24 protein-coding genes and 1 tRNA gene are annotated in these 25,662 nt (G+C 67.2%); 23 read left to right on the forward strand and 2 right to left on the reverse strand.

Going from position 1 to position 25,662, the window contains the following annotated elements; genetic code table 11:
• Nucleotides 1-335 precede the first annotated feature (335 nt).
• The 14 genes from HLA91_RS06135 (at nucleotide 336) to HLA91_RS06200 (ending at nucleotide 16,624) form a co-directional block, all read left to right on the forward strand.
• Nucleotides 336-3,335 carry an Rne/Rng family ribonuclease gene (locus tag HLA91_RS06135; protein ID WP_170273976.1) on the forward strand — a complete coding sequence of 1,000 codons (3,000 nt, stop codon included), beginning with the start codon at nucleotides 336-338 and terminating at the stop codon, nucleotides 3,333-3,335.
• A 268-nt stretch (nucleotides 3,336-3,603) separates the two neighbouring features.
• Entirely contained in the window at nucleotides 3,604-5,178 is a 1,575-nt protein-coding gene (locus HLA91_RS06140; protein WP_170273977.1) for an alanine/glycine:cation symporter family protein, read from the forward strand.
• A gap of 110 nt (nucleotides 5,179-5,288) precedes the next feature.
• Complete coding sequence (locus tag HLA91_RS06145; RefSeq protein ID WP_170273978.1) at nucleotides 5,289-7,613, forward strand: 4-alpha-glucanotransferase; 2,325 nt, start codon at nucleotides 5,289-5,291, stop codon at nucleotides 7,611-7,613.
• Nucleotides 7,610-7,978: a chorismate mutase gene (locus tag HLA91_RS06150; protein ID WP_102159798.1), complete on the forward strand. Its 369-nt coding sequence runs from the start codon at nucleotides 7,610-7,612 to the stop codon at nucleotides 7,976-7,978. The genes HLA91_RS06145 and HLA91_RS06150 overlap by 4 nt, the downstream gene beginning before the upstream one ends.
• Before the next feature lie 258 nt (nucleotides 7,979-8,236).
• Nucleotides 8,237-8,545: a 50S ribosomal protein L21 gene (gene rplU, locus HLA91_RS06155; RefSeq protein ID WP_102159800.1), complete on the forward strand. Its 309-nt coding sequence runs from the start codon at nucleotides 8,237-8,239 to the stop codon at nucleotides 8,543-8,545.
• 30 nt (nucleotides 8,546-8,575) lie between these two features.
• Entirely contained in the window at nucleotides 8,576-8,827 is a 252-nt protein-coding gene (gene rpmA, locus HLA91_RS06160) for a 50S ribosomal protein L27 (protein WP_102159802.1), read from the forward strand.
• A gap of 229 nt (nucleotides 8,828-9,056) precedes the next feature.
• A complete protein-coding gene (gene obgE / locus HLA91_RS06165; protein WP_170273979.1) occupies nucleotides 9,057-10,604 on the forward strand; it encodes a GTPase ObgE in 1,548 nt (515 codons plus the stop codon).
• Entirely contained in the window at nucleotides 10,601-11,746 is a 1,146-nt protein-coding gene (proB, locus tag HLA91_RS06170) for a glutamate 5-kinase (protein ID WP_170273980.1), read from the forward strand. Before obgE ends, proB begins: the two co-directional genes overlap by 4 nt.
• A 12-nt stretch (nucleotides 11,747-11,758) precedes the next feature.
• Nucleotides 11,759-13,054 (forward strand): glutamate-5-semialdehyde dehydrogenase, encoded by a 1,296-nt coding sequence (locus HLA91_RS06175; protein WP_170273981.1) that lies wholly within the window; start codon nucleotides 11,759-11,761, stop codon nucleotides 13,052-13,054.
• Between the two features lie 117 nt (nucleotides 13,055-13,171).
• The gene (locus HLA91_RS06180) at nucleotides 13,172-13,330 is read left to right on the forward strand and encodes a hypothetical protein (RefSeq protein ID WP_170273905.1); all 159 of its coding nucleotides are present in this window, start codon (nucleotides 13,172-13,174) and stop codon (nucleotides 13,328-13,330) included.
• 1 nt (nucleotide 13,331) lies between these two features.
• Nucleotides 13,332-13,931 (forward strand): nicotinate-nucleotide adenylyltransferase, encoded by a 600-nt coding sequence (gene nadD, locus HLA91_RS06185; RefSeq protein ID WP_170273982.1) that lies wholly within the window; start codon nucleotides 13,332-13,334, stop codon nucleotides 13,929-13,931.
• The gene (locus HLA91_RS06190) at nucleotides 13,924-15,567 is read left to right on the forward strand and encodes a hypothetical protein (protein ID WP_170273983.1); all 1,644 of its coding nucleotides are present in this window, start codon (nucleotides 13,924-13,926) and stop codon (nucleotides 15,565-15,567) included. Before nadD ends, HLA91_RS06190 begins: the two co-directional genes overlap by 8 nt.
• Before the next feature lie 26 nt (nucleotides 15,568-15,593).
• Nucleotides 15,594-16,007 (forward strand): ribosome silencing factor, encoded by a 414-nt coding sequence (gene rsfS / locus HLA91_RS06195; protein ID WP_170273984.1) that lies wholly within the window; start codon nucleotides 15,594-15,596, stop codon nucleotides 16,005-16,007.
• Nucleotides 16,007-16,624: a histidine phosphatase family protein gene (locus HLA91_RS06200; protein ID WP_170273985.1), complete on the forward strand. Its 618-nt coding sequence runs from the start codon at nucleotides 16,007-16,009 to the stop codon at nucleotides 16,622-16,624. The genes rsfS and HLA91_RS06200 overlap by 1 nt, the downstream gene beginning before the upstream one ends.
• A 29-nt stretch (nucleotides 16,625-16,653) precedes the next feature.
• On the opposite strand, the gene HLA91_RS06205 is transcribed toward HLA91_RS06200, so the two are convergent.
• On the reverse strand, nucleotides 16,654-17,757 hold the full coding sequence (locus tag HLA91_RS06205; RefSeq protein ID WP_170273986.1) for a glycosyltransferase family 4 protein: 1,104 nt from the start codon (nucleotides 17,755-17,757) through the stop codon (nucleotides 16,654-16,656).
• Nucleotides 17,758-17,957: 200 nt separating this feature from the next.
• Here HLA91_RS06205 and HLA91_RS06210 point away from each other — a divergent pair, with 200 nt between their 5' ends.
• Genes HLA91_RS06210 through HLA91_RS06235 form a run of 6 tightly spaced genes read left to right on the forward strand, consistent with a single transcriptional unit; the run spans nucleotide 17,958 to nucleotide 23,864 of the window.
• Nucleotides 17,958-21,005: a DUF4040 family protein gene (locus tag HLA91_RS06210; protein ID WP_170273987.1), complete on the forward strand. Its 3,048-nt coding sequence runs from the start codon at nucleotides 17,958-17,960 to the stop codon at nucleotides 21,003-21,005.
• Nucleotides 21,002-21,334: a sodium:proton antiporter gene (locus tag HLA91_RS06215; RefSeq protein ID WP_165883080.1), complete on the forward strand. Its 333-nt coding sequence runs from the start codon at nucleotides 21,002-21,004 to the stop codon at nucleotides 21,332-21,334. The genes HLA91_RS06210 and HLA91_RS06215 overlap by 4 nt, the downstream gene beginning before the upstream one ends.
• Nucleotides 21,331-22,851, forward strand: coding sequence for a proton-conducting transporter transmembrane domain-containing protein (locus HLA91_RS06220; RefSeq protein ID WP_170273988.1), 1,521 nt, complete (start codon nucleotides 21,331-21,333; stop codon nucleotides 22,849-22,851). The genes HLA91_RS06215 and HLA91_RS06220 overlap by 4 nt, the downstream gene beginning before the upstream one ends.
• Nucleotides 22,844-23,230, forward strand: a complete 387-nt coding sequence (locus HLA91_RS06225) for a Na+/H+ antiporter subunit E (protein WP_170273989.1) — start codon at nucleotides 22,844-22,846, stop codon at nucleotides 23,228-23,230. Before HLA91_RS06220 ends, HLA91_RS06225 begins: the two co-directional genes overlap by 8 nt.
• The gene (locus HLA91_RS06230; protein WP_170273990.1) at nucleotides 23,227-23,487 is read left to right on the forward strand and encodes a transporter; all 261 of its coding nucleotides are present in this window, start codon (nucleotides 23,227-23,229) and stop codon (nucleotides 23,485-23,487) included. The genes HLA91_RS06225 and HLA91_RS06230 overlap by 4 nt, the downstream gene beginning before the upstream one ends.
• Nucleotides 23,484-23,864 (forward strand): cation:proton antiporter, encoded by a 381-nt coding sequence (locus HLA91_RS06235; protein ID WP_170273991.1) that lies wholly within the window; start codon nucleotides 23,484-23,486, stop codon nucleotides 23,862-23,864. Before HLA91_RS06230 ends, HLA91_RS06235 begins: the two co-directional genes overlap by 4 nt.
• Before the next feature lie 4 nt (nucleotides 23,865-23,868).
• Here HLA91_RS06235 and HLA91_RS06240 read toward each other — a convergent pair whose 3' ends face one another.
• Nucleotides 23,869-24,789, reverse strand: coding sequence for an alpha/beta fold hydrolase (locus tag HLA91_RS06240; RefSeq protein WP_239557047.1), 921 nt, complete (start codon nucleotides 24,787-24,789; stop codon nucleotides 23,869-23,871).
• 165 nt (nucleotides 24,790-24,954) lie between these two features.
• Between HLA91_RS06240 and HLA91_RS06245 the strand changes: the two genes are divergently transcribed.
• The 3 genes from HLA91_RS06245 to HLA91_RS06255 all read left to right on the forward strand — a co-directional run bounded on the left by HLA91_RS06245 (nucleotide 24,955) and on the right by HLA91_RS06255 (nucleotide 25,656).
• Nucleotides 24,955-25,027 (forward strand) — tRNA-Ala (locus tag HLA91_RS06245).
• Between the two features lie 98 nt (nucleotides 25,028-25,125).
• Nucleotides 25,126-25,371 (forward strand): type II toxin-antitoxin system prevent-host-death family antitoxin, encoded by a 246-nt coding sequence (locus HLA91_RS06250; RefSeq protein WP_170273992.1) that lies wholly within the window; start codon nucleotides 25,126-25,128, stop codon nucleotides 25,369-25,371.
• A 9-nt stretch (nucleotides 25,372-25,380) separates the two neighbouring features.
• Nucleotides 25,381-25,656, forward strand: a complete 276-nt coding sequence (locus HLA91_RS06255) for a type II toxin-antitoxin system RelE family toxin (protein WP_170273993.1) — start codon at nucleotides 25,381-25,383, stop codon at nucleotides 25,654-25,656.
• Nucleotides 25,657-25,662 lie beyond the last annotated feature (6 nt).

A 25,662-nucleotide genomic window follows, 5' to 3' on the forward strand; every position in this document is an offset into this window, starting at 1 on the left:
CGACAAGTGTGCCCGGATGCCGAGGCTGATCTGCCCACAGTTGAACCTGCGCCGCTGCAGGACGGCACACTGTGCCTGTGACATAATGATGATGGCGACAGGCTGAACACACCCGGCCAGTTGCCCGCTTCCACCGAGCGGAGGTCTGACTCCCGCAGGTCAAAGCTGAAGCGGCACATGCGTGCCACCGCGCTGACGCAATTCGCGCGAGCCCATGTGTACCCACAGTTTTTCTGCCCGCCGGCACGGCTGCGACGCCGCGAGACGGGCACCGCCATCGCCCATGGCGCAGCTGGAAGGTGTGCCGGCTGCGGTGGGCAAGGAGCTCTATACAGATGAATCATGAACCCGAGGATCAGCAGAATCCGACAGAGGGCATTCTCGCCGATCTCGAAAACCTGCGTGCGCAGTCCGAAGCCAAGCGCACCGAAGACGACGCCAGCTCACGCGATGACGCACTCGCCGTCCTCGACGAAATAGCCGAAAAAGCCGAATCGCTGCGCGCCGGTCAGAGTGACGCAGCCGATGACGACGACAGCGCCGATGAATCCGATGCTGCCGAGGAGCAGACAGCACCTGCAGCCACTCGCCGCAAGGGCTCCGGGCTTCCAAAGTCAGCGCGTTCGGCTGTCGCCAACCGCGGCCTGATCTTCGAATCCTACGTCGGTGACTCCACCGAGGACGATGACGACGACTCCGACGACGATGATGACGACACCCCAGCACAGCAGGCCGTCACCCTTGACGTGCGCAACCCGTTCTCGTTCGGGTTCAATGCCGCGCGGGAGGAAACGGATGACGAGCCGCTGCAGCCGGTGAGCGTTCCGGCCGGCGGTGGCCTGCTGTTCCAGACCCCGCAGGCAGAGCTCGGTCAGCAGGTCGATCCTGACTGGACCCCGGATGACGACGACGATGATGATGACGACGACACGGATGACAGCGATCGTGATGACCGCTCTGACAGTGACGACGACAGCGATGACGACCAGCCGCGCCGCCGCCGGCGCGGAGGACGGGGCAAGCGCTCCCGCGGCCGAGGCGGTCAGAACGACGGCGACTCCGGTTCCGATAACGACAACCGCGGCAGCCGCCGCCAGCGCGGCGACGACAGCGACTCCAGCCAGGACGACCACAGCAAGTCCGACGACAGTACCGACTCCGGCAGCCGCGGCAGCCAGAATGACCGCGATGATCAGAAGCAGGACCGCAGCGACGATTCCGGTGACTCTGACGACGACTCGAGCAGCTCGCGCCGTCGTCGCCGTCGCCGCAGCCGGTCGGGCTCCGGCTCCGGCAGCGGCACCAGCGCCTCGGAAGTCACCGGCGTCAAGGGCTCAACCCGCCTGGAGGCCAAGCGCCAGCGCCGCCGTGAGGGCCGCGAAGCAGGTCGCCGCCGCCCGGTGATCTCCGAAGCGGAGTTCCTCGCACGCCGCGAATCCGTTGAGCGCACCATGCTCGTCCGCGACCGCGACGACCGCACCCAGCTCGTCGTCACCGAAGACGGCATCGCCGTCGAGCACTACCTCAGCGAGTCGAAGGCCCAGGCCTCGCTCATCGGCAACGTCTACCTCGGCAAGGTGCAGAACGTGCTCCCGAGCATGGAGGCTGCCTTCGTCGACATCGGCAAGGGCCGCAACGCCGTCCTCTACGCCGGTGAAGTCAACTGGGATGCCCTCGGTATGGACGGCAAGCCGCGCCGCATCGAGCTCGCGCTCAGTCCCGGCGATTCCGTGCTGGTGCAGGTGACCAAGGACCCGATCGGGCACAAGGGCGCGCGCCTGACTGCGCAGATCTCCCTGCCCGGCCGGTTCCTCGTCTACGTGCCCGGCAACGACATGACCGGCATCTCCCGCAAGCTGCCGGACAACGAGCGTCAGCGGCTGAAGAAGCTGCTCAAGCAGATGGTGCCCGAATCCGCCGGCGTCATCGTCCGCACCGCCGCCGAGGGCGCCTCGGAGACCGAGCTCGGCCGCGACATCGAGCGGCTGTCGAAGCGCTGGGAGTCGATCGAGAAGAAGTCGAAATCGACGAAGACGACTGCCCCGCAGCTGCTGTACAAGGAACCGGACATGATCGTCCGGATCATCCGCGATGTCTTCAACGAGGACTTCAGCGCCCTCGTCGTCGACGGCGACGAGTCCTGGGACACGATCCACGAATACGTCGAAGCCGTCGCCCCCGACCTGGTCGAGCGGCTGAGCCGCTACGAGGAGGACGGAGACATCTTCGACCACTATCGTGTGTCCGAGCAGATCGACAAGGCCCTGCAGCGCAAGGTCATGCTGCCCTCCGGTGGTTCGCTGGTCATCGACCGCACCGAGGCGATGACCGTCATCGACGTCAACACCGGGAAGTTCACCGGCTCCGGCGGCAACCTCGAAGAGACGGTGACGAAGAACAACCTCGAAGCAGCAGAAGAGGTCATCCGCCAACTGCGGCTGCGCGACATCGGCGGCATCATCGTCGTCGACTTCATCGACATGGTCCTCGAATCCAACCGCGATCTCGTCGTCCGTCGGCTTGTCGAATGCCTCGGCCGCGACCGGACCCGCCACCAGGTCGCCGAGGTGACCTCCCTGGGCCTGGTGCAGATGACCCGCAAGCGCATCGGCACCGGGCTGGCCGAATCGCTGGCTGCCGCCGGTGAGGACCTCTCCGGGCGCGGCCTCGTTCTGCCGGGCACCGAGGACGACGGCTCCTCGCGCGGCCAGTACAAGTCGCGCAAGCGCCGCGGACAGGAAAACCGCCGTTCGAACAAGGACGCGCAGTCACGCGAGGAGGAAGAGAAGCAGTCTGCCTCACGCTCAGCTGTCGCTGCGATCGCCAAGGCAACGCTGAAGGCCGATGACGACGACAGAGCAGAGTCGACAGCAGCCGGCCAGGATTCCAGCTCCGCAGGCGACGAGGACACTGGCTCACGGCGCAAGGGCCGCGGCAAGCGGGACGACGGTGCCTCCGGCGACACAGGCAGCGACGAGCAGGGCGGCAAGAGCTCACGGCGCAGCCGCTCCCGCCATTCGAAGAAGTCCGACGACACCGGCCAGCAGCAGGCCGACGGCGAGGCTCAGAGTCCCCAGCAGCCTGAAACGGAGTCAGAGCCGGCCCCGGCGCGTCGCGCTCCGCGCCAGCCCGCCGAGACCAGCGGCCCGGCACCGCTCATGATCGGTGCCGAGACCGAGACCCGGGTTCAGGAAGCACCGGCGCGCCCGGCTGCGCAGCCGGAGCGCACGGACAGCTCCGAGACCCGTCAGCCTGCCGCTGAGCAGCAGGAGAGCACGCAGTCGGAGAAGAAGGCCGAGGCGCCCCCGATCCTCATCATCGGCGCCGACGACTGAGCTCAGCGTCTCCGACGCATGCGCAGGGCCTGTTGCCGCATCACCGCGACAACAGGCCCTGCAGCGCTCTCACCAGGCGTTCCAGGGTGAGTCGGGCGTCGCAGGGGTGCGCAGACGCGAGATCAACAGGAGCTCACAACACAGATTTGCGCCATTTCAGCGGTTCGCCAACTGTCGGAGGTGAGGTAGATAACAGTTGGATAACTGAAAGCCGCATCGGCACTTCTGCAGTTGCGGTCAGCCTTGTTTTAGTGGAACTTATAGCTTCATGAGCACCTTTGTGATCGCCGCCACACTCCTACCTCTGGCGGCAAATGCGTCCATCGAAGAAAAGGTCGACGGCATCCTTGCTCCGTTCGTCGACCGTTTCGAAACAGTCATCTTCTACCCCGTCTCAATCGGAGCAGTGTCCTTTCCGATCGTCGTCGCCTGGCTGATCATCGCAGCCTGCGTCTTCACCATCTACTTCGGCTTCATCCAGTTCCGCGGATTCGGCGTCGCGCTCGAAGTCGTGCGCGGCAAGTTCTCCTCCAAGGACGACCCGGGTGAGGTCACCCACTTCCAGGCGCTGTCCTCGGCGGTCTCGGGCACCGTGGGCCTGGGCAACATCGCCGGTGTCGGTGCCGCGATCGCCATGGGCGGTCCGGGTGCCGCGTTCTGGATGGTCGTCGCCGGTATCCTCGGCATGGCCACGAAGTTCGTCGAGTGCACCCTGGGCGTCAAGTACCGCGAGATCGACCAGGACGGCGTTGTCCACGGTGGTCCGTTCAAGTACCTGCCCATCGCCTTCAAGTTCCTGAGCCGCCCGGTCGCAAAGGCGCTGACCGGCGTCTTCGCCATCGCCATCCTGCTGTTCGGCGTCGCCGGCGGCGGTATGTTCCAGGCCAACCAGACCGTCGTGCAGATGCAGAACTCCGCCGGCGGTGCCGACGGCCCGCTCGGCGACGGCATGGTCCGCCTCATCATCGGCATCGCCATCGCACTGCTCGTCGGCCTCGTCATCATCGGCGGCATCAAGTCGATCGGCAAGGTCACCGACAAGCTCGTTCCGGGCATGGCGATCTTCTACGTCGTCTCCTGCCTCATCGTCATCCTCGGCAACATCGGCTTCGTCCCGACCGCCATCGGCATCATCATCAGCGGCGCCTTCAGCCCTGAGGGCGTCGCCGGCGGTGTTGTCGGTGTCATGATCGTCGGCTTCCAGCGCTCGGCCTTCTCCAACGAGGCCGGCATCGGCTCGGCACCTATCGCCCACTCGGCGGTCAAGACCCGCCGCCCGGTCTCGGAGGGCTTCGTCGCCCTGCTCGAGCCGTTCCTCGACACCGTCATCGTCTGCCTCATGACCGCCCTGACGATCATCATCGCCAACCAGCCGTCCTACAGCGAGGCCATCGAGACCACCGCTGCCGGCGGCTCGGTCGACGGTGTCACCCTGGCTTCGGATGCGTTCTCGACCATCACCGGCTGGTGGCCGATCCTGCTGACCGTCGCGGTTGTGCTTTTCGCCTTCTCCACCCTCATCACCTGGGCGTACTACGGCGAGAAGGCCTGGCACTTCCTGTTCGGTCGCCGCAAGTCCACCGACCTGGTCTACCGCCTCATCCTCATGGCGTTCATCGTCATCGGCTCGGTCGCCTCGTTCGGCAAGGTCATCGCCTTCGCTGACGCAGCACTGTTCATGTGTGCCTTCATCAACATCCTCGGCCTCTACATCCTCATGCCGGTCGTCAAGCGCGAGATGAAGCAGTACCTCGCCGACCGCAAGCACGGCAAGCTCTACGAGCTCGGTGCTGAGGACGAGGCGCACCTGGAGGAGATCCGTCAGGACCAGGGCCTGAAGTGACCACCGCTTCGGCGCCGGTGAGCACCTGACCGGAACCGAGCCCGACCCCGAGCGCGGGAGGACAGCCAGCCTGTCCTCCCGCGCTCACGTCTATCCACTAATCTGAAGGCATGGCGCATATGACTCCGCTGTACGACCTCGCCGCCCGCTACGGCATCAGCCCGGTGACCCGCGATGATGACGGCACCCAGCGCCCCGTTCCCGAGGCGGTGCTCACCGGCCTGCTCGAAGCTCTCGGGGTGGCCGCCACCACCGACGACGACGTCGCCGCCAGCCTGCAGCAGCTCGCCGATGACGAGGTGCGCCGGGGACTGCCGCGCTGCGTGACGATGCGGGCAGGCGCACCCGAAGGCGTGCCGATCCACGTGCGCGAGGGAGCGCCCCACCAGCTGGTCACCGAGACCGAAGACGGCGCCGTGCTGCCGGTCGAGTTGATCGGCGAGGCGACCGCGACCACCTCGGTGATGGTCGACGGGACACCGCAGCTGCGTCAGTGCCGCACCGCCGTTCTGCCCGAAGGGCTGCCGACCGGCTACCACACCCTCGTGCTCACCGACGGCGACGCCGAGCACCGCTGCCCGCTCATCGTCGCCCCCGCCGCCACACCCGGTCCCGGCAGCCGTGCAGGGCAGGCCGGGGATGCCCGCGAGCGGATGTGGGGCCTGTGCGCTGACCTCTACGCGATCCGGTCCCACCGCTCCTGGGGAGTCGGGGACTTCGGCGACCTCAGCGACCTCGTCATCGCCGCCGCCGACCGCGGTGCCGACTTCATCCGACTGGGTCCCATCCACGCACTGCCGATCCGCGAGACCAACGTCAAGAGCTCGAAGGCCAGCCCACTGGGCACCCCATCTCCCTACGTGCCCTCCAGCCGGGTGGCGATCGACCCGATCTACCTGCGCATCGAAGACGTCCCGGAGATCGGCCACGTTCCCGCCGCCCAGCGCGAGGCGATCCAGTCACTCGGCCGCGGCTGGGGCCGGCCGAATGCTGCCGCCGAGCCGATCCCGCGCGCCAAGGTGCTCGGCGACAAGCTCGCCGCCCTGCGCATCCTCTACAGCATGCCCCCGACGCCGACGCGGCGCCGGCTGTTCGCCGACTTCTGCCGGCAGGCCCCGGAGTCGCTCAAACGCTGGGCGCTCATGAGCGCGGCAGCCGCCCACTACGCCACCGGGCGGAACCCGGATGCGTGGCGGGAGAAGATGCCGCACCCGCACAGCAGGAAAGCCGCGGAGTTCTCCGAAGAGCACCGCACCGATGTCGAGTTCTGGCTGTGGACCCAGTTCCTGGCCGTCGAACAGCTGCGCCAGGTCAAGGCTGTGGCCGCACAGGTCGGCATGCGGGTCGGGCTCATCACCGACATCGCCCCGGGCATCAGCGCCGAGGGCGGAGACTGGTGGGCGGGCCTGCCCGGCGAGGACGCCGACTCCGGCGGTCAGAGCCTGTACCTCGACGGCATCGAACGCCGCGACGGCTCGGCCTCCAGCGGCGATGCCGCCCTGCGCCCGTGGAATCCGCATCTGCTCGCCGCAGACGGCTACACCGCGGTGCGCGACATGCTGCGCACCGCCGCGGCCGGAGCCGGGGCGATCAGCATCGAGCGCTTCTCCAGCCTCGGCCGGCAGCGGTGGGCCGTCACCGACGCCGAGGAAGATGCCTGGGCCGAAGTGGACCTCGGGAGCGAGGCGATCGATGCGGTGCTCGCCCTCGAATCCGAACGCCTCGGCCTTGACATCCTTTCAACCACCTCGGTGTGGGAGGACCCCGAGCTGCGCCACAGCTTCGCTGACGGGACCGCGCCGGTTGAGACGATCGCCGTGCTCACCCCGCCGACCCACACACCGCTGGCCAGCTACATCAACCTCGGCGACATCGAGGCCGCGCAGAAGCACAAGGCCCTCGACGGCGACGTCCACCAGCTCACCAGCGACGCCCGCACTGCCCGCCAGGAGGTGCTCAAGGAAGCCGCCGAACTCGGTGCGCTGGCCCCGACCGAGACGATGGTCGGCACGATCGACGAACCCTGGCCGGTCGTCGCCGGGCTGCACACCTACCTCGGACAGCTCAACGCCGCCTACCTCGGAGCCTCCCTCATGGATATCGTCGGCCAGGAGGCCCCGCCGCACATTCCGGGCGCGGGGGAGTCCCACCCGAACTGGTCGGTGGTGCTCCAGGACGCGAACGCCCAAGCGGTCCTCATCGAGGAACTCGACCAGCATCCCGGCTTCGCCCAGATCGCGAACACGCTGAGCGAACAGGTCTCCGGCGGCCTTAGGCTGGAGGCCACCGAGCCGGCCGCCGGCTTCGCCGCAGACACCGGTTCGACGGCCGCCGACGAACTCCAGGCCGATGCCGGAGAGGGCGCATCGGGCAGCGAACGGCAGACCACCGGCTCGACAGCTGCCAGCGCCCGCACCCGTGAGGAGGACAGATGACCAGCGAATCCGCGAATGCGCAGTCAGCCGGCAGCGCGACCGGTGTGCCGGCAGACGCCCACGCCGAGGCGCCTGCGGAGCTCACGCGACTGCGCAACAGCATCGACAACGTCGACGCCGCGCTCATCCACATCCTCGCCGAACGGTTCAAGCTCACCGAAGCCGTCGGCCGGCTCAAAGCCAGCAGCGACTTGCCGCCCGCCGACCCGGCACGTGAGGCCCGGCAGGTCGAACGGCTGCGCTCCCTGGCCGAGGAGAGCCACCTCGATCCCGAATTCGCTGAGAAGTTCCTCACATTCATCGTCGCCGAGGTCATCCGCCACCATGAGCGGATCGCCGAGGAGAACCGCGACAGCTCAGCCTGAGCCGGTGCGGCGCCGGCTGCCAGGGGAGAGGCGTCGGTGACAGGGCCGCCCGGCTGCTTTGAATCCGGTGGCCAGGCGCGCTAGACTGTTGCGTCGGTGCAGAAAGCACCACGGTCGATCCTTCCTCTCAATGGGTCGGATCCTCCTGCCGGTTGCCGCGCAGCCTGCAGAAGGAGACGGACCAAGGAAGTATTGCCGTTTAGGGAAGTCGCCGCAGCATCCGGCTGGGCGCGCAGAATGCTAAGAAGGGGTTCGCACATGGTCTATGCCATCGTCCGTGCCGGCGGCCATCAGGAGAAGGTCAGCGTCGGCGATATCATCACCGTCAACCGTATGAAGGCCGCAGCAGGCGACAACGTCGAACTCGAAGCAGTTCTGCACGTCGACGGCGACACCGTCACCCACGACTCTGACTCGCTTGCCAAGATCACCGTGACCGCCGAGGTCGTCGACGAGACCCGCGGACCGAAGATCGTCATCCAGAAGTACAAGAACAAGACTGGATACAAGAAGCGGATCGGTCACCGCCAGGATCTCACCCGCCTGAAGATCACCGGTATCAAGTAAGCACACCCAGCTCTTTCTAGGAGACACACTATGGCAACGAAAAAGGGAGCGAGCTCGACCAAGAACGGTCGCGACTCAAACGCCCAGCGACTGGGTGTCAAGCGCTTCGGCGGCCAGACCGTCAACGCCGGCGAGATCCTCGTCCGTCAGCGCGGCACCCGTTTCCACCCGGGCGCCAATGTCGGCAAGGGCGGCGACGACACGCTGTTCGCCCTCTCGGCAGGCACCGTTGAGTTCGGCGCAAAGGGCGGCCGCAAGGTCGTCAACATCGTCGCCGGCTGATAACAGACATTCCGGCAGCCCAGCTGCCAGCTCACCACGACGGTGAGCGCACGGAGGGGTGAGTCCGCACGGACTCACCCCTTTGCGCATCTCCCGCTCCGTTCGCCCCGCGGGTGCACCACCCACCGCGACGCTGCGCCCGCTAGGCTTGAGCGGGCAACAGCACAGTCGTGCCAGCACTCAGACCAGGCACCACAGCTAGTCGGCAACCACAGGATGACAGGACGCTATGGCCATCGAATTCATTGACCGTGTGACTCTGCACGTCTCCGCAGGCGACGGCGGCAACGGCTGCACGTCGGTGCGGCGTGAGAAGTTCAAGCCCCTCGGCGGCCCCGACGGCGCCAACGGCGGTAACGGCGGCGACGTTATCCTCGAAGTCGACGACCAGACCACCACGCTGCTGCCGTACCAGCGCTCACCGCATCGCAGCGCCCCCAGCGGTGGGATCGGCAAAGGCGACCTGCGGCATGGCGCCGACGGTGAGGACCTCATTCTGGCCGTGCCCTCCGGCACGGTCGTGAAAGCCGCTGATGGCACCCTGCTGGCCGACCTTGTCGAGCCGGGCACCCGGTTCATCGCCGCCGCCGGCGGCCGCGGCGGGCTCGGCAACGCAGCCCTTGCCTCGAAGAAGCGCAAGGCACCCGGCTTCGCCCTGCTCGGCGAACCCGGTGAGACCCGCGACCTCATCCTCGAAGTCAAGACCGTCGCCGACGTCGCCCTCATCGGCTACCCGTCAGCCGGCAAGTCCAGCCTCATCGCCGCTCTGTCAGCAGCGAAGCCGAAGATCGCCGACTACCCCTTCACCACGCTCGTGCCCAACCTCGGCGTCGTGCAGGCCGGCGACACCCGCTACACGATCGCCGATGTGCCCGGGCTCATCCCCGGAGCCGCACAGGGCCGCGGTCTCGGCCACGAGTTCCTCCGCCACGTCGAACGCTGCGCAGTCCTCGTCCACGTCATCGACATGGCCACCTGGGAGACCGACCGCGACCCGGTCAGCGACCTTGCGACCATCGAAGCCGAACTCGCCGCCTACGAGGTCGACGTGGCACCCGGAGACGACAACACCGCAGGCGACCTGCTGCCGCTGACCGAACGGCCCACCCTCGTGGCCTTCAACAAGGTCGATGTGCCCGATGCACAGGATCTGGCCGACATTGTCCGCGAGGACGTCGAGGCCGCCGGCTACCGGGTCTTCGACGTCTCGGCTGCCACCCACAAGGGACTGAAGGAACTGTCGTACGCGCTGGCCGACATCGTCGCCGCCGAGCGCGAACGCCGCGCCGCCGAAGCGAAGGAACCGGTGCGCACCGTCATCCGCCCGGTCGCCGTCGACGACACCGGATTCCAGATCGTCGAAGAGCGCTCCGCTGACGGTCCGGTCTTCCGGATCCTCGGCGCCAAGCCCGAACGCTGGGTGCGCCAGACCGACTTCGGCAACGACGAAGCCGTCGGCTACCTTGCCGACCGGCTCGAGCGCCTCGGTGTCGAAGATGAGCTGTTCCGGGCCGGAGCCAAGCCCGGTGAGACGATCGTCATCGGACCCGATGACGGGGTGGTCTTCGACTGGGATCCGACCATGGTCGGCGGAGCCGAACTGCTCGCCGCCCCGCGCGGCGGCGACGCCCGGCTCGAAGAGAGCGGCCGCGCCACCCGCCGGGAGCGCAAGGCCGCCTTCCACGAGCGGATGGACGCCAAGGCCGCCACGCGCGCCGAGTTCGAAGCCGAGCGGCTGGCCGAGAAGGCCCTGCGGGAGGAAGGAGAACAGGGGTGAGCGATGTGACCCTGGGGGCCACCCGCGAGGCGGTGCGCCGCGCCAAGCGCGTCGTCGTCAAGATCGGCTCCTCGTCGCTGACCTCGGTGGCAGGCGGCCTCAACCGCGACCATCTGCGCGCCCTGACGACCGCACTGGCTCAGCACCGGGCTGCCGGCCACGAGGTCATCCTGGTCTCCTCCGGCGCGATCGCCGCCGGCCTCGAACCGGCCGGGCTGCCCAAACGGCCGAAGGACCTCGCCACCCAGCAGGCCGCCGCGGGCGTCGGCCAGGGCCTGCTCATGGCCGCCTACACCACCGTGCTGCGCGAGCACGCCGTTGTGCCCGGCCAGGTGCTGCTGACCGCCGATGACCTCATCCGCCGCACCCAGTACCGCAACGCCCAGCGGGCCATCGAACGCCTCCTGGCGCTGGGCGTCATGCCGATCGTCAACGAGAACGATGCTGTGGCCACCCACGAGATCCGCTTCGGCGACAACGACCGGCTCGCTGCGCTTGTGGCCCACCTGACGCACGCCGATGCGCTCGTGCTGCTCTCCGACGTCGACGCCCTGTACACCGCACCCCCGGGCGACCCGGACTCCCGCCGCGTCGACTTCGTCCCGGACCAGGACGCACTGGCCGCCTACGGCATCGGCGGCACCGGGGCGGCCGGCACTGGCACCGGCGGGATGCTGACGAAGGTGCAGGCGGCGACGATGGCCGCCGACTCCGGCATCCCGACCGTGCTGACAGCAGCCGACAACGTCTACCGGGCACTGGCCGGAGAGGACATCGGCACTTACTTCGCCGTCACTCACCGGCGCCGCCAGACCCGCCTGCTGTGGCTGGCGCACCTGGCCCAGACGCTCGGCTCCATCCGCATCGACGACGGCGCCGTGCGCGCGATCTCGCGGCGCGGCACCTCCCTGCTGGCAGCCGGGGTCACCGGCATCGACGGGGAGTTCGAAGCCGGAGATCCAGTTGATGTTCGCGACTCTGAGGGTAGGCTGGTGGCGCGTGGGCTGGTGAATTTCGCCACTCACGAACTCCCAGACATGTTCGGGCTGTCCACTGATGAACTGGGTCGGCGCTTCGGGGATGACTACCGCAAGGAGATCATCCACCGCAACGACCTGGTTCTCACCGACGCCGTCTTCTAGAAAGCACTGACCATGACGGAAACTGCGACTTCTGAGATCCATCCCAAGACCGTGCGCGCGGTCACCCGCATCGCCAAGAGCGCCAAGGATGCCTCCACCGAGCTGGCCACCACCTCGACTGCGGTGAAGAACGCCGCGCTCGAGGCGATCGCCCGGACACTGGAGGAGAACACCGCTGACATTCTGCTGGCCAACGCAGAGGACCTGGAGATGGCGGAGAAGAAGGGCACGGCTGAGGCACTGCTCGACCGGCTGCGGCTGACCGAGGAGCGCATCGCCGACATCGCCGGTGCCGTACGCGATGTCATCGCGCTCGACGATCCGGTCGGCACCGTCATCCAGGGGCGCACCCTGCTCAACGGCATCCAGCTGACCGAACAGCGCGTGCCGATGGGCGTCATCGGCGCGATCTACGAAGCCCGCCCGAACGTCACCGTCGACATCGCCGCCCTGGCGATCAAGGCCGGCAACGCCGTCGTGCTGCGCGGCGGCTCGGCAGCCAAGTCCTCCAATACGCTGCTCATCGAACTGCTGCGCACAGCGGTCGAGAGCACGGGTCTGCGGGCAGCGACCGTCGCCGGCATCGATGAGTACGGCCGTGACGGCGCGAAGGTGCTCATGCAGTCGCGTGACTTCGTCGACCTGCTCATTCCGCGCGGCGGTGCCGAGCTCATCTCCACCGTTGTTCACGAGTCGATCGTGCCGGTCATCGAGACCGGGGTCGGCAATGTGCACATGTTCCTCGACGCCTCGGCCACGGCGCGGCAGTCCACCGACCTGGTCGTCAACTCCAAGACCCACCGGCCGAGCGTGTGCAACGCCCTGGAGACCCTACTGGTGCATGAGAAGGCCGCCCGGCGCGTGCTGCCGAAGATCCTCGGCGAACTCGACGCCCACGGCGTGACGATCCACGCTGGTTCCGATGTTGGTGAACACGCACCTGAGGGCGTCAAGGTCCGGCGGGTCTCGCGCCGTGACTGGGCCAAGGAGTACCTCGGCCTGGAGATCGCCGTCAAGCTCGTCTCCAGCCTGGACGAGGCCATCGAGCACATCCGCGCCTACACCTCCGGCCACACCGAGGTCATCGTCACCAACGACATCTCCAACGCCGACGCCTTCGTCGGTGCCGTCGATGCCGCCGCTGTCGGCGTCAACGTCTCAACCCGGTTCACCGACGGCGGGCAGTTCGGCCTCGGAGCGGAGGTCGGCATCTCGACGCAGAAGCTGCACGCGCGCGGGCCGATGGGTCTGACCCACCTGACGACGAGCAAGTGGATCATGCGCGGCAGCGGACAGCTGCGCACCTGAACCGACGGTCAGCCACGCCGCGCCCCGGGTGCGCGCTGACCTGCATTTCATGAGAAACTGGTGATGACTGTCGCGCCCGCGCGTCAGCCGACACCATCTGACACAAGGAGAAACTGAGTGAAGACCGCCATCCTGCTCGCCCAGGCAGCACCTGAGCACCATGTCGTGATCGACCTGCCGATGGACCCGATCTACTTCGGCCTCATCGCATTCGGCATCCTGATGTTCCTCATGTTCGTCACGATGTCGTGGAAGGGCATCTCGCACCGCCACTGACATGTCATCAGGTCCGCGCAGAGTCGGTGTCATGGGTGGCACCTTCGACCCCATTCACAACGGTCACCTGGTCGCCGCCAGCGAGGTGGCGGCCACGTTCGACCTCGATGAGGTCGTGTTCGTACCCACCGGCATCCCGTATCAGAAGCAGCACGTCACCGCTGCTGAGCACCGTTACCTCATGACGGTCATCGCGACCGCCTCGAATCCGCGGTTCACCGTCTCCCGGGTCGACATCGATCGGCCTGGGGAGACGTACACCATCGACACGCTGCGCGATCTTGCTGAGGTGTATGGTGAAGAAACCGAGCTGTACTTCATCACCGGCGCCGACGCGGTCGAGCAGATCCTGACGTGGAAAGACGTCGAGGAGCTGTTCTCGCTGGCTCACTTCGTCGGCGTCACCCGGCCAGGACACGACCTCAACGGCGATGGCCTCCCGACCGATGAGCTGAGCCAACTGCAGATCCCGGCCCTGGCGATCTCCTCGACCGACTGCCGGGCACGTGTGGAGAGGGGCCTGCCGGTCTGGTACCTGGTGCCCGATGGTGTCGTGCAGTACATCGCAAAGCACGAGCTGTACAGGAGTGAGGATGGCTGACGAGTTCATGTCCCGCAAGGCGCGCCGCGAAGCAGAGCGGCGCGCCGCCGAGCAGGCTTTCGAAGCCCGGCAGAGCAGCGGACAGCCCGGGCAGCCTCCGGCAGACACGACGCCGGTACAGCAGACCCAGGAGCCTGCCGCCCAGCCGGCAGCCGGGCAGCAAGCCATCCCGTCCTTCGACGCCGCCGAGGTGCCGCCGGTGCGCCACGAGCGCGGTCCGCTGGCAGCCGACCGGCCGGTCGAAGAAGCACCCCCGCAGACCGCAGCCAACCGCCGCCGCTACGACGACGCCTCGGCACCGGTGCGCGAAGCCGAACGGCAGCGGCGGCAGCCGCAGCAGAGCCAGCCGGTTCAGCAGCACGCGGCTGCGCAGCCGCAGGTGCAGGAAATCCAGTCGACACCCTCACCCTCACAGCCGGTGCCCTCACCGCCAAAGCCCGAGCACGCACCGCCTCCCTCAGCAACAGACCTACCGGCATTCGCCACCCGCGCCGAACGACGCCGCTACCTGCGTGAGCATGGCCTCGTGCCCGCACCGGCCGACGCCGCCACCGGTGAGAGCGCCGCCGGCACCGGTGAGAGCGCCGCCGGCACCGGTGAGAACACCGGCGGCACCGGACCGACCGCACAGGACAACCCGGCAGCAGCGAGCGATGACACCGAGCAGGCTGCGGCGATGACTCCGCGTCCACCGGCCCCGCCGGTCGAGGAGCGCAGCGCAGCCGCAGACCAGCGTCCGTACCCCTCGGCTCCGGCCCGGCAGGCCACGGCGAGCAATCTCGCCGGCGACCTCAGCGACGACGTCGCAGACGAGCGCCCGCACACCATGAGCCCCGGTGCCTATGCCACGAGCCAGCCAGGCACCCCTGCGGCCCCGGGTCAAGGATCCGGCGGGATGCCCGTCGAGCACATCGGCACGCAGCGCATGTCGCCAGAAGCCAGGCCCGATGCGGTCGTCGCCTCCCCGCCGGCTGCCACCCAGCCAGCCGCCTCACCGCTGCCCTCAGCCCGGCCGATGCCCACGCCGTCTGCCCAGCAGACCGCAGCACCCGAACGGGCCGCCACAGCAACCCCGGTGCCCGAGCATGCCCGCCCGGTCGCCGGCACGACCCCGCCGACGGCAGGAGATGCGGACCTCACAGCACGACGCCAGCGCCGCGCACCGGTCGTCAAGCCCCCGCAGACAGAGGGCATCCGCGTCGTCACCGGCGCCACCCAGCTCGCCCGCACCCAAGCGGCGATCGACGAGGCCCGGCGCGCCGACGACGCCCAGACGCCCACCGCCTCGGGTACGGCCGCCGGCACCCAGACCGACCCCAGCGCCGAACCCGACGACCACGCACTGCGGCTGCGCGCCTCCGGCCCGATGACCACCCCGATCGACGCGATCCCGCAGGAGGACCTCGACAAGGAGGTCGAAGGCGACGCCGTCGAATCGTGGGACGCCCCGGATGCCGGGGAGGGAGATGAACTCGCCAGCCCGCCGGCCCCGCCGATGAGCGCGCGCCAGATCACTCACGAAGACGGCGACATCCTCTACGACGGCGAGCCGTCGAAGCTGCCGTTCATCGTGCTGGGAGGCGCAGGAGTCGCCGCACTCATCCTCATCATCTTCGCCCTCATCCTCATCTTCTGAGGTCTCCTCGCAACGAAAGGAACTGCGTGACGGCTACCGACCACGCGATCGCACTGGCCCGGACTGCTGGGCAGGCCGCCGCCGACAAGCTCGGCACCGACATCGTCGCCCTCGACGTCAGCGAGCAGCTCTACCTCACCGACATCTTCCTCATCGCCTCCGTGTCCAATGAGCGGCAGGCCGGAGCCGTCATCGACGCCGTCGAAGAGGCGCTGCGCACAACCTACGACGCCAAGCCGACCCGGCGCGAGGGCAAGGGCTCCTCCGGCTGGTCGCTCATCGACTTCGGCGATGTCGTCGTCCACGTCTTCACCGCCGAGGACCGGCAGTTCTACGCACTTGAGAGCCTGTGGAAGGACTGCCCGGTTATCCAACTCGACATCGACGCAGACACCGACGAGGCAGCGGCTGATGAGCCGGCGGCAGGGGAGCAGGCCTGATGGTCCAGGCGCTGTACTTCGTCCGCCACGGCGAGACCGACTACAACCGCGAGGGCCGCTTCCAGGGCCACGCCGACATCCCGCTCAACGCCCGCGGCCTTGAGCAGGCGGCAGCCGTCGCCGCTGAGCTGGCCGGCCACGACATCCGCACGATCGTCTCCTCCGATCTCTCCCGTGCCCGCGAGACCGCTGATGCGATCGCCGAAGCCCTCGGCGTCGAGGTCAAGGAGAACCCGCTGCTGCGCGAACTCAACGTCGGCGACTGGCAGGCCAAGACCCGCCAGGAGATCAGCGAGATCTGGCCCGAGCAACTCGCTGCCTGGCTCGGCGGCCAGGACATGCGCCCACCCGGGGGCGAGAGCCGCAGCGAATCAGCCAGCCGCGTCGTGCAGGCGATCCGATCCCTCGTCGCAGAGATCGGCGAGGTCGACGGAGCGATCGCCATCGTCGCCCACGGTGCCGTGCTGCGCGGGGCTGCCGAGGAACTCCTCGGCATGGGCGCCGGCAGCGGCAGCCTCGGCGTGCTCGGCAACTGCGCCTACGGCGTGCTCACCCCGCGCCGGGATGCGTGGGTGCTTCGCAGCTGGGGGATGAGCGCCACCGACACCCCAGCCTGAGGCGTGCCGACCGGCTCAGCCGGCCGGTGTCAGGCCTGGACTGCGTGCTTATCGTTCATCAACCGGTGGGCGAGATCGAGCAGCTGCTGGGCTGAGCGCTCCCAGCTGAACGTCTCTGCCTGCCTGCGTCCTGCCTGGGCGGCGTCCTGCCAGCGTTTCGCATCGGCGAACCGGAGCACGGCAGCGGCCATCGCCTCGGGATCGTGCGGGTCGAAGAACTCCGCGACCCCGTCGGCGAGCTCATGAAAGACCGGAATGTCTGACAGGGCGACAGGAACTCCGCGGCTCATCGCCTCGACGACCGGCAGACCGAAGCCCTCATCGAAGGACGGCATGACGAGCGCGGTCGCCCGGTCGAGCAGCTGCTGATAGTCCGCATCGCTGATCCCGCGGTGGAAGACCACCCGAGCGCAGTCCGGGGTGAGGCTGCGCAGCCGCGCCTCGATCTGCGGGGTGATCCCACTGGCCAGGTGCAGCGTCCAGCCCGGCAGCCAGTGCAGCGACTGGACGAGCGTGTCGACGTTCTTATACGGCAGGAACGAACCCATGTAGACGAGCGTGCGCGCATCATGGCCACTGCTGCGCTGCGGCAGCTCGGCCGGCGGGGTGGCGGCATTGCGGATGACGGTGATCGGGCGGCTGGTGAAGTCATGCTCGGCCAGCAGCCGGGCGGTCGTCTCCGAGACCGCAGCGACCGCGTCAGCACGGTCGAGCAACAGCCGCTGCGGCCAATGCGCCTTGTGATACAGCCGCCACAGCCCCCGCACCGGGGCCGGCAGGTCACGCGGCGGCAGCGGGTGCGAGTAGTAGATGAGATCGTGGATCGTGAGGATGAGCTTGTAGTCACGCGGCCAGGAGCCCATCACCTGCATGGGGGAGAAGACGACATCGGCGCCGAGCCGGTTGAGCTTCGTGCCGATCCACAGTTCCGCAGGCGACAGCGGAGAATTCAGCTTCACCGACTCGACCTCGGGCAGCATAGCCAGCTGCCGGTCGTCGTGGATGATCGCGGTGACCTCGACGTCGGTGCCTGAGGTGAGCTCGAGCAGGGAGGTGAGCAGGGAGGCGCCGTACCGGGAGATCCCGTCATGATGGGTCATGCGGGTGAACCGGGCATCGAAGAAGAGTCGCATCGCCACCAGCCTAGGACACGGCTACCGGTGATCTGCGGTCAGTTGCAGGGTCATCACAGGTTCTCAGCGTTTTGGCCAGCTTCGTTCAGTGTCGATATTATGTTGCGTATGTTCCAAGCGACTCCCGCACCCGTGCCAGCAGCCGCATTCCGAGCTCTTCAACCTGAGAGCGCCATCACGGGTGGACGGGTGGAACATCCATGACAGGACTTGTGACCCTGGCCCTGCTGGCCGGTCTTGTCGCTCTGACCCCGGTCATCACCGCTCTCTTCGGCCGGGCCTCCGGCTGGCTCATCGGTGCCGCCTACGTCGCAGCCGCCATCGCCTTCATCCCGGCCACCCAGGCAGTTCTCGCCGGTGACACACCGGAATGGGCGCTGCCGTGGATGCCGGCCTTCAACGTCGAGCTCGCCTTCCGCATCGACGGCATCGGCGTGGTCTTCACCCACATTGCGCTGCTCATCGGCGCGGCCGTGCTCTTCTACTCGACACACTATCTCGATAAGGGCCGCAACCTCAGCTTCTACTGGCTGATGGTCGCCTTCACCTTCTCGATGGTCGCTCTTGTGCTGACCAACGACCTCGTCGTCCTGTTCATCGCCTGGGAGCTGACGTCCCTGGCGTCCTTCATGCTCATCGCCCGGTCCGGCTCTTCCGGGGAAGCGCCGTCGTTCCGCACACTGCTCATCACCTTCATCGGCGGTGTGCTGCTGCTTGTCGCCGTCGGGTTCATCATCGCCTTCACCGGCACCACGAACATCTTCACCGCCCTGACCGACCCGTTCTGGGCAGCCAACCCGGCTGCCACCACGGCAGTGGCACTGCTCGTGGCGATCGCAGCGATGACGAAATCCGCACAGTTTCCGTTCCACACCTGGCTGCCCGATGCGATGGCCGCCGCTACCCCCGTCAGCGCGTACCTGCACGCCGCGGCCGTCGTCAAAGCCGGCATCTTCCTGCTCATCCGCTTCAGCCCGGCCTTCCACACCACCCCGGCCTGGAACGGCCTGCTCATCACCGCTGGCCTCATCACCACGGCACTCGGCGGCTGGTTCGCCCTCAACCAGGCGGACCTGAAGAAGCTCATGGCCTACTCGACGGTCAGCCAGCTGGGCCTCATCGTCGCTGCAATCGGCGTCGGCAGCGAACTGGCCCTGGCCGCGGCTGTCTTCCACGTCATCGCCCACGCGCTGTTCAAGTCCGGGCTGTTCATGATGGTCGGCGTCGTCGACCACATGGGCCACACCCGCATGTTCGGCCGTATTCCACAGCTGTTTCGGGTGGCCCCGATCTCGTTCGCCGTCACCGTCATCGGCACTGCCTCGATGGCCGGCATCCCGCCGCTGCTGGGCTTCGCGTCGAAGGAGACGGTGTTCATGGCGCTGCGTGAGACTCCGGGTGCTGCCGCGCTCGGCTGGCTCGCCCTCATCGCCGGTGCTGCCGCCTCGGTGCTGACGTTCGCCTACTGCGCCAAGATCGTCTTCGGCAGCTTCGTCGACGGGCCCGAGGTGCCGGTCGAGAAGCTCGGCCACGAGGACAAGGTGATGCTCACCTTCGCGGCCCTGCCGATCCTTGCGTCCGTGCCGCTGGCGTTCATGCTGCCGACACTGGAGAAGCTCGTCGTCCCGGCCGCTGCGGCAGCGCTGCCGGGCACCGACCCGCACCCGCACCTGGCCCTATGGCATGGCATCAGCCCCGAGCTCATCGCCTCCGCCCTCATCATCGTCGCCGGCACCGTCATCATCCTCATCCGCCAGCGCGCCTGGGAGTTCTTCACCGCCGCAACCCTGCCGTTCAACGGCGCCGATGTCATCGACCTCATCACCCGGTTCCTCGGCCGGCTCGGCGCCCGGGCCACCCGTCTCATCGGCGATGAGCGCGGCGCCCCGCATACCGCAGCACTCATCGGGTTCATGACAGTTGTCTCGATCGGCGGCTTGGCCACTGTGCTGGCCGGCCACGAGCTGCCGGCCGCTCAGGCGAACCTGTCGCGCCCGATCGACTTCGTGCTGCTGGGACTCATCGGGTTCTCCGTCATCGCCGTGTGCTTCTCCCGCTCCCGCATGACCGCCACCGTCGCGCTGTCGGCCGTCGGCATCCTCGCGACCATCCAGATCATGGCAATCGGCGCACCCGACGTCACACTCACCCAGCTGCTCGTCGAGGCGATGACGATCATCGTCATCATGCTCGTGCTGCAGAAGCTGCCGCGCACCTTCTGGAAGTACCCCAAGCGCATGCAGATCCGCCGCGGTGTGCTCGCCATCCTCGCCGGCATCGGCGTCGGCGGCATGACATGGGCGATGGCCGGCCGGCGCGAACGCTCCGACATCGCGATGTGGTACCTGAATGAGGCCCCGGAGATCTCCGGGGGCAACAACATCGTCAACGTCATCCTCGTCGAGTTCCGTGCACTCGACACCCTCGGCGAACTCACCGTGCTCGGCATGGCCGGCATCGCCATCGTCGCCGTCATGTCGACGGTGCGCGACAAGTACATCGACCCGCCGGCCTCCGAGGTTCCCGAGATGCCGCGCCGGCCGTGGATCGTGCTGCGTCCGCGCGGCTCCATGGCCCACCGTGCCGTGTCCCTGGCATGGCCGAACGTCGTGGCCATGCAGCTCATGATCCGCCTCGTCGGCCCGATCCTGGCGATCACCTCGGCGCTCATCTTCTGGCGCGGGCACAACGAGCCCGGCGGCGGCTTCATCGCAGCGCTCGTCGGCTCGGCGATCGTCGGACTGCTGTACATGTCGACGTCGAAGGACCGGGCGATCGGACCGCCGCGCGCCCCGCTGTTCCTCATCGGCGGCGGCGTGCTCGTCGCCCTGCTCACCGGCATCGTCGGACTCATCTTCGCCGGGTCGTTCCTCGAGCCGATCCACGGCTACATCCTCGGCGAGCACTTCTCGACCTCGCTCATCTTCGACGTCGGCGTCTACATGGCGGTCGTCGGACTCATCCTCGTGTCGTTCAACCTGCTCGGCACCTCGGACTCGGCCTTCACCCCGGCCGGTGACGATGTCCTCTACCTCGGTGAGATGCACCGCGACGTCGTCGATCACGAGCGCACCCGAGAACGCACCGACGAGATGGTCCACGGTGAGCTCGCCGGCCCGATGGAGAACATGCGAGGCGAACCGCCCACAGCCGAGGACTACTTCAGAGAAGACAGCGACCACACCCGATTGTCGACATCATCGAGGCACATCGGATCAGGAACCCAGATGAAGGAGCGTGGAGAATGATCCTGGCAGTCACAGTCGGCGTTCTCACCGCAGGCGGGGTGTACCTGCTGCTGCAGCGCTCCATGGTGCGTGCCGTCTTCGGTCTCACGCTCATCTCCCATGCCGCGAATTTCGCGCTGCTGGCCTCCGGCGTGCCCGCCTGGCGCGGTGAGCCGCTGGCCGACCGCACCGACATCGCGGTCGCAGCCGATCCGCTGCCGCAGGCCTTCGTGCTCACCGCCATCGTCATCACCCTTGCGGTGACGATCTTCATGCTCGCGATGGCCGTGCTCGGACACGATGACGACCAGTACCGCACACCGGAGACAGGGGAGGCCCACCAGCAGTGAATCCCGCTCTTCTGCTCCTCATCATCGCCGTGCCGCTGTTCGCCTCGGCGATGACCGTCATCATCCGCTCGCGCGTCTTCGAACGCGCCCTGCTGCTCGCCGTTCCGGTCTTCGTCTTCGTCTTCGGCATCGTGCTGCTCGTCTACCACCAGCAGGTGCCGGTCATCGCCCACTCGGTCGGCGGATACGAAGACGGCCTGGCGATTCCGTTCGTGTCCGACACGTTCACCGCGCTCATGCTCACCGTCACCTCGCTGGCGGCGTTCGTGTGCTGCCTGTTCCTCATCACCACCGGTGAGGACCAGTACCGGTTCGTGCCCTCGCTGGTGCTCATGATGCTCTCCGGCGTCTACGGTGCCTTCCTCACCGGCGATCTGTTCAACCTCTTCGTCTTCATCGAGGTCATGGTGCTGCCGTCCTACGCGCTCATCGCCGTGACCGGCACCTGGCGGCGCCTGGGTGTGGGGCGGATGTTCGTCATCGTCAACCTGCTCATCTCGACGATCCTCGTCATCGGCGTCGGCTTCGTCTACGGTGCTGCAGGCACTGTCAACATCGCCGGCATCGCAGCGATCGGCCATGTCAGCCCGCAGCTGTCGCTGGCGGTCGGCTTCCTGCTCGTGGCCTTTCTCGGCAAGGCCGGCGCGGCTCCCATGCACGGCTGGCTCATCCGCTCGTATCCGAACACCTCGGCGGGCATGATGGCGCTGTTCTCCGCCCTGCACACGAAAGTCGGCCTCTACGCCGTCTACCGTGTCTACACCGCAGTCTTCGGCCAGCCGGCCCCGTGGGCGTGGGTGCTCGTCGCGCTTGTCGTCCTCACGATCCTGCTCTCGGTGATCTCCGCGTTCGGCGAGCACCGGGCCCGCAACGTGCTGGCGTTCACGATGTCCAACGGCGTCGGCCACATCCTCATCGGTGTCGCCCTCATGACCGCCGCGGCACTGTCGGCGGGCATGTACTACCTCATCCACCACATCATCACGATGGCCGGGCTGCTGCTCGTGCTCGGCGCCGTTGAGCAGACCTACGGCACCGGCGCGTTCAAGAAGCTCTCGGGCCTGGCCCGGCGGGAGAAGTTCGCCACGGTGCTCATGGTGCTCGGGCTCTTCAGCATCATCGGCCTGCCACCCACCTCGGGCCTGTGGGGCAAGGTCGGGCTGATCCTCGCCTCGGCATCGGCAGACCGGCCCGGCTCCTGGATCATCATCGCCGCGATCGTCATCGGCTCGATCATCGGGCTCATGGCCCTGCAGCGGATGTGGTCGAACACGTTCTGGGGCAAGGACATGACGACCTACCACCCGGACTCCAAGCAGACCGGACGCGCCCCAGCCACGGAGCTGACCGACGATGTGCGCATCCCGAACCGGTTGCTCATGCCCGGCGCGATCATGATCGCCGTCTCGGTGTTCCTGTTCTTCGGCGCCCAGCTCGTCATCCCGTTCACACAGCACGCCGCCGAGAGCCTGCTCAACATCACCCCCTACCTGGAGGCGGTGCTCGGACATGTTTAATCCCATCAGCGCGGTCGGATACTCCGCGTGGATCCTCAAGGAAGTCGTCGCCGGCAGCGTCGAGGTCATCACCCACATCTTCCAGTCCGGCGGCTACGGCCACCCGATGATCGTCGAACTGCCGCTGCGCTGCGTGACCGATGTCGAGGTCACCCTCATGGCCTCGTCGATCACCATCACTCCGGGCACCCTCGTCGTCGCCGTCGGCGCCGGGGACGAGCGCCGCCCGCCGACCCTGTTCGTCCACGTCCTCTTCGCCGACAGCGAGGACGAAGCACTCGAAGGGCTGCGCGACATGGAGAGCCGACTGCTCAAGGTCACCCGCGGGCGCGCACCCGGTGACATCCGCGAGGGCACGAAGTCGGGTGATGTGCGATGACCGTCGTCATCTGGATCTGCATCGCCCTGCTGGCTGCCAGCATCGTCATCGGACTGGTGCGTGCGCTCACCGCTATCGATATGGGTTCGCGAGCCATCATCGGCGACCTCGTGTACTTCGCAGCCATCGGTATCCTCACCTGCATCGCGATGCTCGTGAACCTGTCGATCATCCTCGACGTCATCTTCCTGTCCTCGCTGCTCGGCATCCTCGCCACGGTGGCGCTGGCCCGCATCCAGACAAGGGGGCACCGATGATCCCGGACACCCTGGCCGCCGTGTTCGTCGGGATCTTCGGGATCACCGGCAGCCTGCTCATGTTCTTCTCCGTCATCGCGATGTTCCGTGCCAAGGACGCCCTGGCCCGCATCAGTGTTTTCTCACCGGCCACCGGCCTCGGCATGCCGCTCATCCTGGCCGCCGCCTACATCTACACGCTGTGGCAGGACGGCTTCAGCCTCATGCGCCTGCTGATGGCCCTCGTCGCGTTCGTCTCGCTGCTGCTGGTGTCCTCGGTCGCCTCGAACACCCTCTCGCGGGCGACCTTCATGGGCGGCTCACCGGTATGGCGCAAGACGCACCCGAACCGGCTGGCCGAGCCGCGCCACCCTGAAGACGACGCCGGCTTCGACTGAGTGGTCAGTCCTCGATCGCGTCGATGATCCCTGCGATCTGCTCCGGGCGCTCATAGTGCGTCAGGTGCCCGACGCGATCGAACACCACGAGCTCGGCATCCGGCAGCGAATCAGCGAACGCCGCGGTCGCTGCCAACGGCGCGATCTCGTCATCCCGCCCGGCGACCACGGTAACCGGCATCTTCAACGCGCCTGCCGCCTCGGTGACGGTATGCCGGATCGAGACGTCGAAGGCCTCAGCCAGCGAGCTGCGGTCGGCAAACGTCGAGAAGTGCTGACGATGCTGGTCATGGATGAACGCCCGCAGCCCCGGATCGCAGGTTGCGGCCATCATCTCGCTCATGAGCCTGACGATAACCCGGTTGCGCAGCAGGGCGCTGCCGGCCCGTTCTGGCAGCTGCGATCCGGCCCAGTAGTAGGCTCGAGCGGCCTGCGTCATGATCCGGTTCGTGCCCGCGAGCGCGGGGGAGACGATGGGGTTGAGCAGGATGAGCGGTGCCGTCGCCGAGGCTGGGGGCGCCTGGGCATCGTCGGTGCGGCTGACCGTGCGGGCGGCCCAGTGCGCGGTGAGGATCGATCCGAAGGAATGGCCAATGACCATTGGGGGAGCACCGGCTGCCGACGTCACCACGGTGACGAGTCCGTCGATGAAGTCGAGGTAGCTCTCCAAAGTCAGCCCGCCAGCCAGCGGCCGAGTCTGGCCGAACCCGGGCAGATCAGGCACATAGGCGTCGCGGGCGCGCAGATGATGGGCGATGAACGACAGACCGTGATGATCACCGCGGAAGCCGTGGATGAGCAGCACCGGACGGCGGCTGACGCTGCCGGAAGCGTTGCGGGCTGGGTAGTGCCACAGCGCTGTTGCGTGCGTGCCGTCGCCGAAGGGCACGGCGATATCGCTGCGGGAGCTGTTCATGAAGTCCATCGAGTGTGAGTCTAGCGCCGGGCAATGGCCGCTGTGAGCAGAGCCCGGCACGCCCTTTCGAGCCGGCCGGTCGCAACGTCGCGCAGCTCACACCTGAAGGATTTTGCAATTCGGGCGCGGGTGAGTAACATCGGTACAGGCGTTCGCGAGAACACCAACCCACACGGGGGTATGGCGCAGTTGGTAGCGCGTCTCCATGGCATGGAGAAGGTCAGGGGTTCGAATCCCCTTACCTCCACGTTCTGAAATCTCGGACACTGCACACGCGGTGGCCGAGTTTTTTTATTGTGCAGTTGCCGCCTTGAGTACGACGTGTACAAGTTGTACTATTAGATCATGACGTCAGTTACTTTGTCGCAGTTCCGCAGCCGTCAGAGCGATTACATCGCCGAAGCTCAGCGCACCCCGGTCGAACTCACCTCGCGTGGGGTTGGTCGACGCGCCGTCGTCGTGTCGCCGGAATTCTTCGACCGAGCAATCGAGGCTCTGGAGGCTGCGGTCGATGCTCGAGAGGCAGTCGCTGCCCGCGATGAGGCTGGTCGGATCTCCCATGAGGAGCTGCTGCGCGAACTTGGTCTTTGAGTTTGGTCGATGCCCTATTCCATTACCTACGCACGGTCTGCCGCAAGGACCCTGAAGAAGCTCGACGCGTCAGTTGCGCGGTGTCTGCTCACGGCAATCGGCGAACTGGCGGGAGATCCTCGTCCTCCCGGCTGTAAGACTCTGAAGAACAGCGGCGGCGCGTTGCGCATACGAGTCGGGGACTACCGGGTGGTCTATGACGTCCACGATTCAGAAGTCGTGATCCTCGTTCTCGCGGTCGGCCACCGTCGGGACGTTTACCGGTCATCACTTCAGCGTAGGTAGATGCGC

Source organism: Brevibacterium luteolum (assembly GCF_013004595.1).
Classification (GTDB): Bacteria; Actinomycetota; Actinomycetes; order Actinomycetales; family Brevibacteriaceae; genus Brevibacterium; species Brevibacterium luteolum.

What these genes read in the sequence shown, in the direction of transcription:
- HLA91_RS06135 (WP_170273976.1), top strand. Translation starts at nt 336, where the DNA reads ATGAATCATGAACCCGAGGATCAGCAGAATCCGACAGAGGGCATTCTC.
- HLA91_RS06140 (WP_170273977.1), top strand. Translation starts at nt 3,604, where the DNA reads ATGAGCACCTTTGTGATCGCCGCCACACTCCTACCTCTGGCGGCAAAT.
- HLA91_RS06145 (WP_170273978.1), top strand. Translation starts at nt 5,289, where the DNA reads ATGGCGCATATGACTCCGCTGTACGACCTCGCCGCCCGCTACGGCATC.
- HLA91_RS06150 (WP_102159798.1), top strand. Translation starts at nt 7,610, where the DNA reads ATGACCAGCGAATCCGCGAATGCGCAGTCAGCCGGCAGCGCGACCGGT.
- rplU (WP_102159800.1), top strand. Translation starts at nt 8,237, where the DNA reads ATGGTCTATGCCATCGTCCGTGCCGGCGGCCATCAGGAGAAGGTCAGC.
- rpmA (WP_102159802.1), top strand. Translation starts at nt 8,576, where the DNA reads ATGGCAACGAAAAAGGGAGCGAGCTCGACCAAGAACGGTCGCGACTCA.
- obgE (WP_170273979.1), top strand. Translation starts at nt 9,057, where the DNA reads ATGGCCATCGAATTCATTGACCGTGTGACTCTGCACGTCTCCGCAGGC.
- HLA91_RS06175 (WP_170273981.1), top strand. Translation starts at nt 11,759, where the DNA reads ATGACGGAAACTGCGACTTCTGAGATCCATCCCAAGACCGTGCGCGCG.
- nadD (WP_170273982.1), top strand. Translation starts at nt 13,332, where the DNA reads ATGTCATCAGGTCCGCGCAGAGTCGGTGTCATGGGTGGCACCTTCGAC.
- HLA91_RS06190 (WP_170273983.1), top strand. Translation starts at nt 13,924, where the DNA reads ATGGCTGACGAGTTCATGTCCCGCAAGGCGCGCCGCGAAGCAGAGCGG.
- HLA91_RS06200 (WP_170273985.1), top strand. Translation starts at nt 16,007, where the DNA reads ATGGTCCAGGCGCTGTACTTCGTCCGCCACGGCGAGACCGACTACAAC.
- HLA91_RS06205 (WP_170273986.1), bottom strand. Translation starts at nt 17,757, where the DNA reads ATGCGACTCTTCTTCGATGCCCGGTTCACCCGCATGACCCATCATGAC.
- HLA91_RS06210 (WP_170273987.1), top strand. Translation starts at nt 17,958, where the DNA reads ATGACAGGACTTGTGACCCTGGCCCTGCTGGCCGGTCTTGTCGCTCTG.
- HLA91_RS06215 (WP_165883080.1), top strand. Translation starts at nt 21,002, where the DNA reads ATGATCCTGGCAGTCACAGTCGGCGTTCTCACCGCAGGCGGGGTGTAC.
- HLA91_RS06225 (WP_170273989.1), top strand. Translation starts at nt 22,844, where the DNA reads ATGTTTAATCCCATCAGCGCGGTCGGATACTCCGCGTGGATCCTCAAG.
- HLA91_RS06230 (WP_170273990.1), top strand. Translation starts at nt 23,227, where the DNA reads ATGACCGTCGTCATCTGGATCTGCATCGCCCTGCTGGCTGCCAGCATC.
- HLA91_RS06235 (WP_170273991.1), top strand. Translation starts at nt 23,484, where the DNA reads ATGATCCCGGACACCCTGGCCGCCGTGTTCGTCGGGATCTTCGGGATC.
- HLA91_RS06240 (WP_239557047.1), bottom strand. Translation starts at nt 24,789, where the DNA reads ATGGACTTCATGAACAGCTCCCGCAGCGATATCGCCGTGCCCTTCGGC.
- HLA91_RS06250 (WP_170273992.1), top strand. Translation starts at nt 25,126, where the DNA reads ATGACGTCAGTTACTTTGTCGCAGTTCCGCAGCCGTCAGAGCGATTAC.
- HLA91_RS06255 (WP_170273993.1), top strand. Translation starts at nt 25,381, where the DNA reads ATGCCCTATTCCATTACCTACGCACGGTCTGCCGCAAGGACCCTGAAG.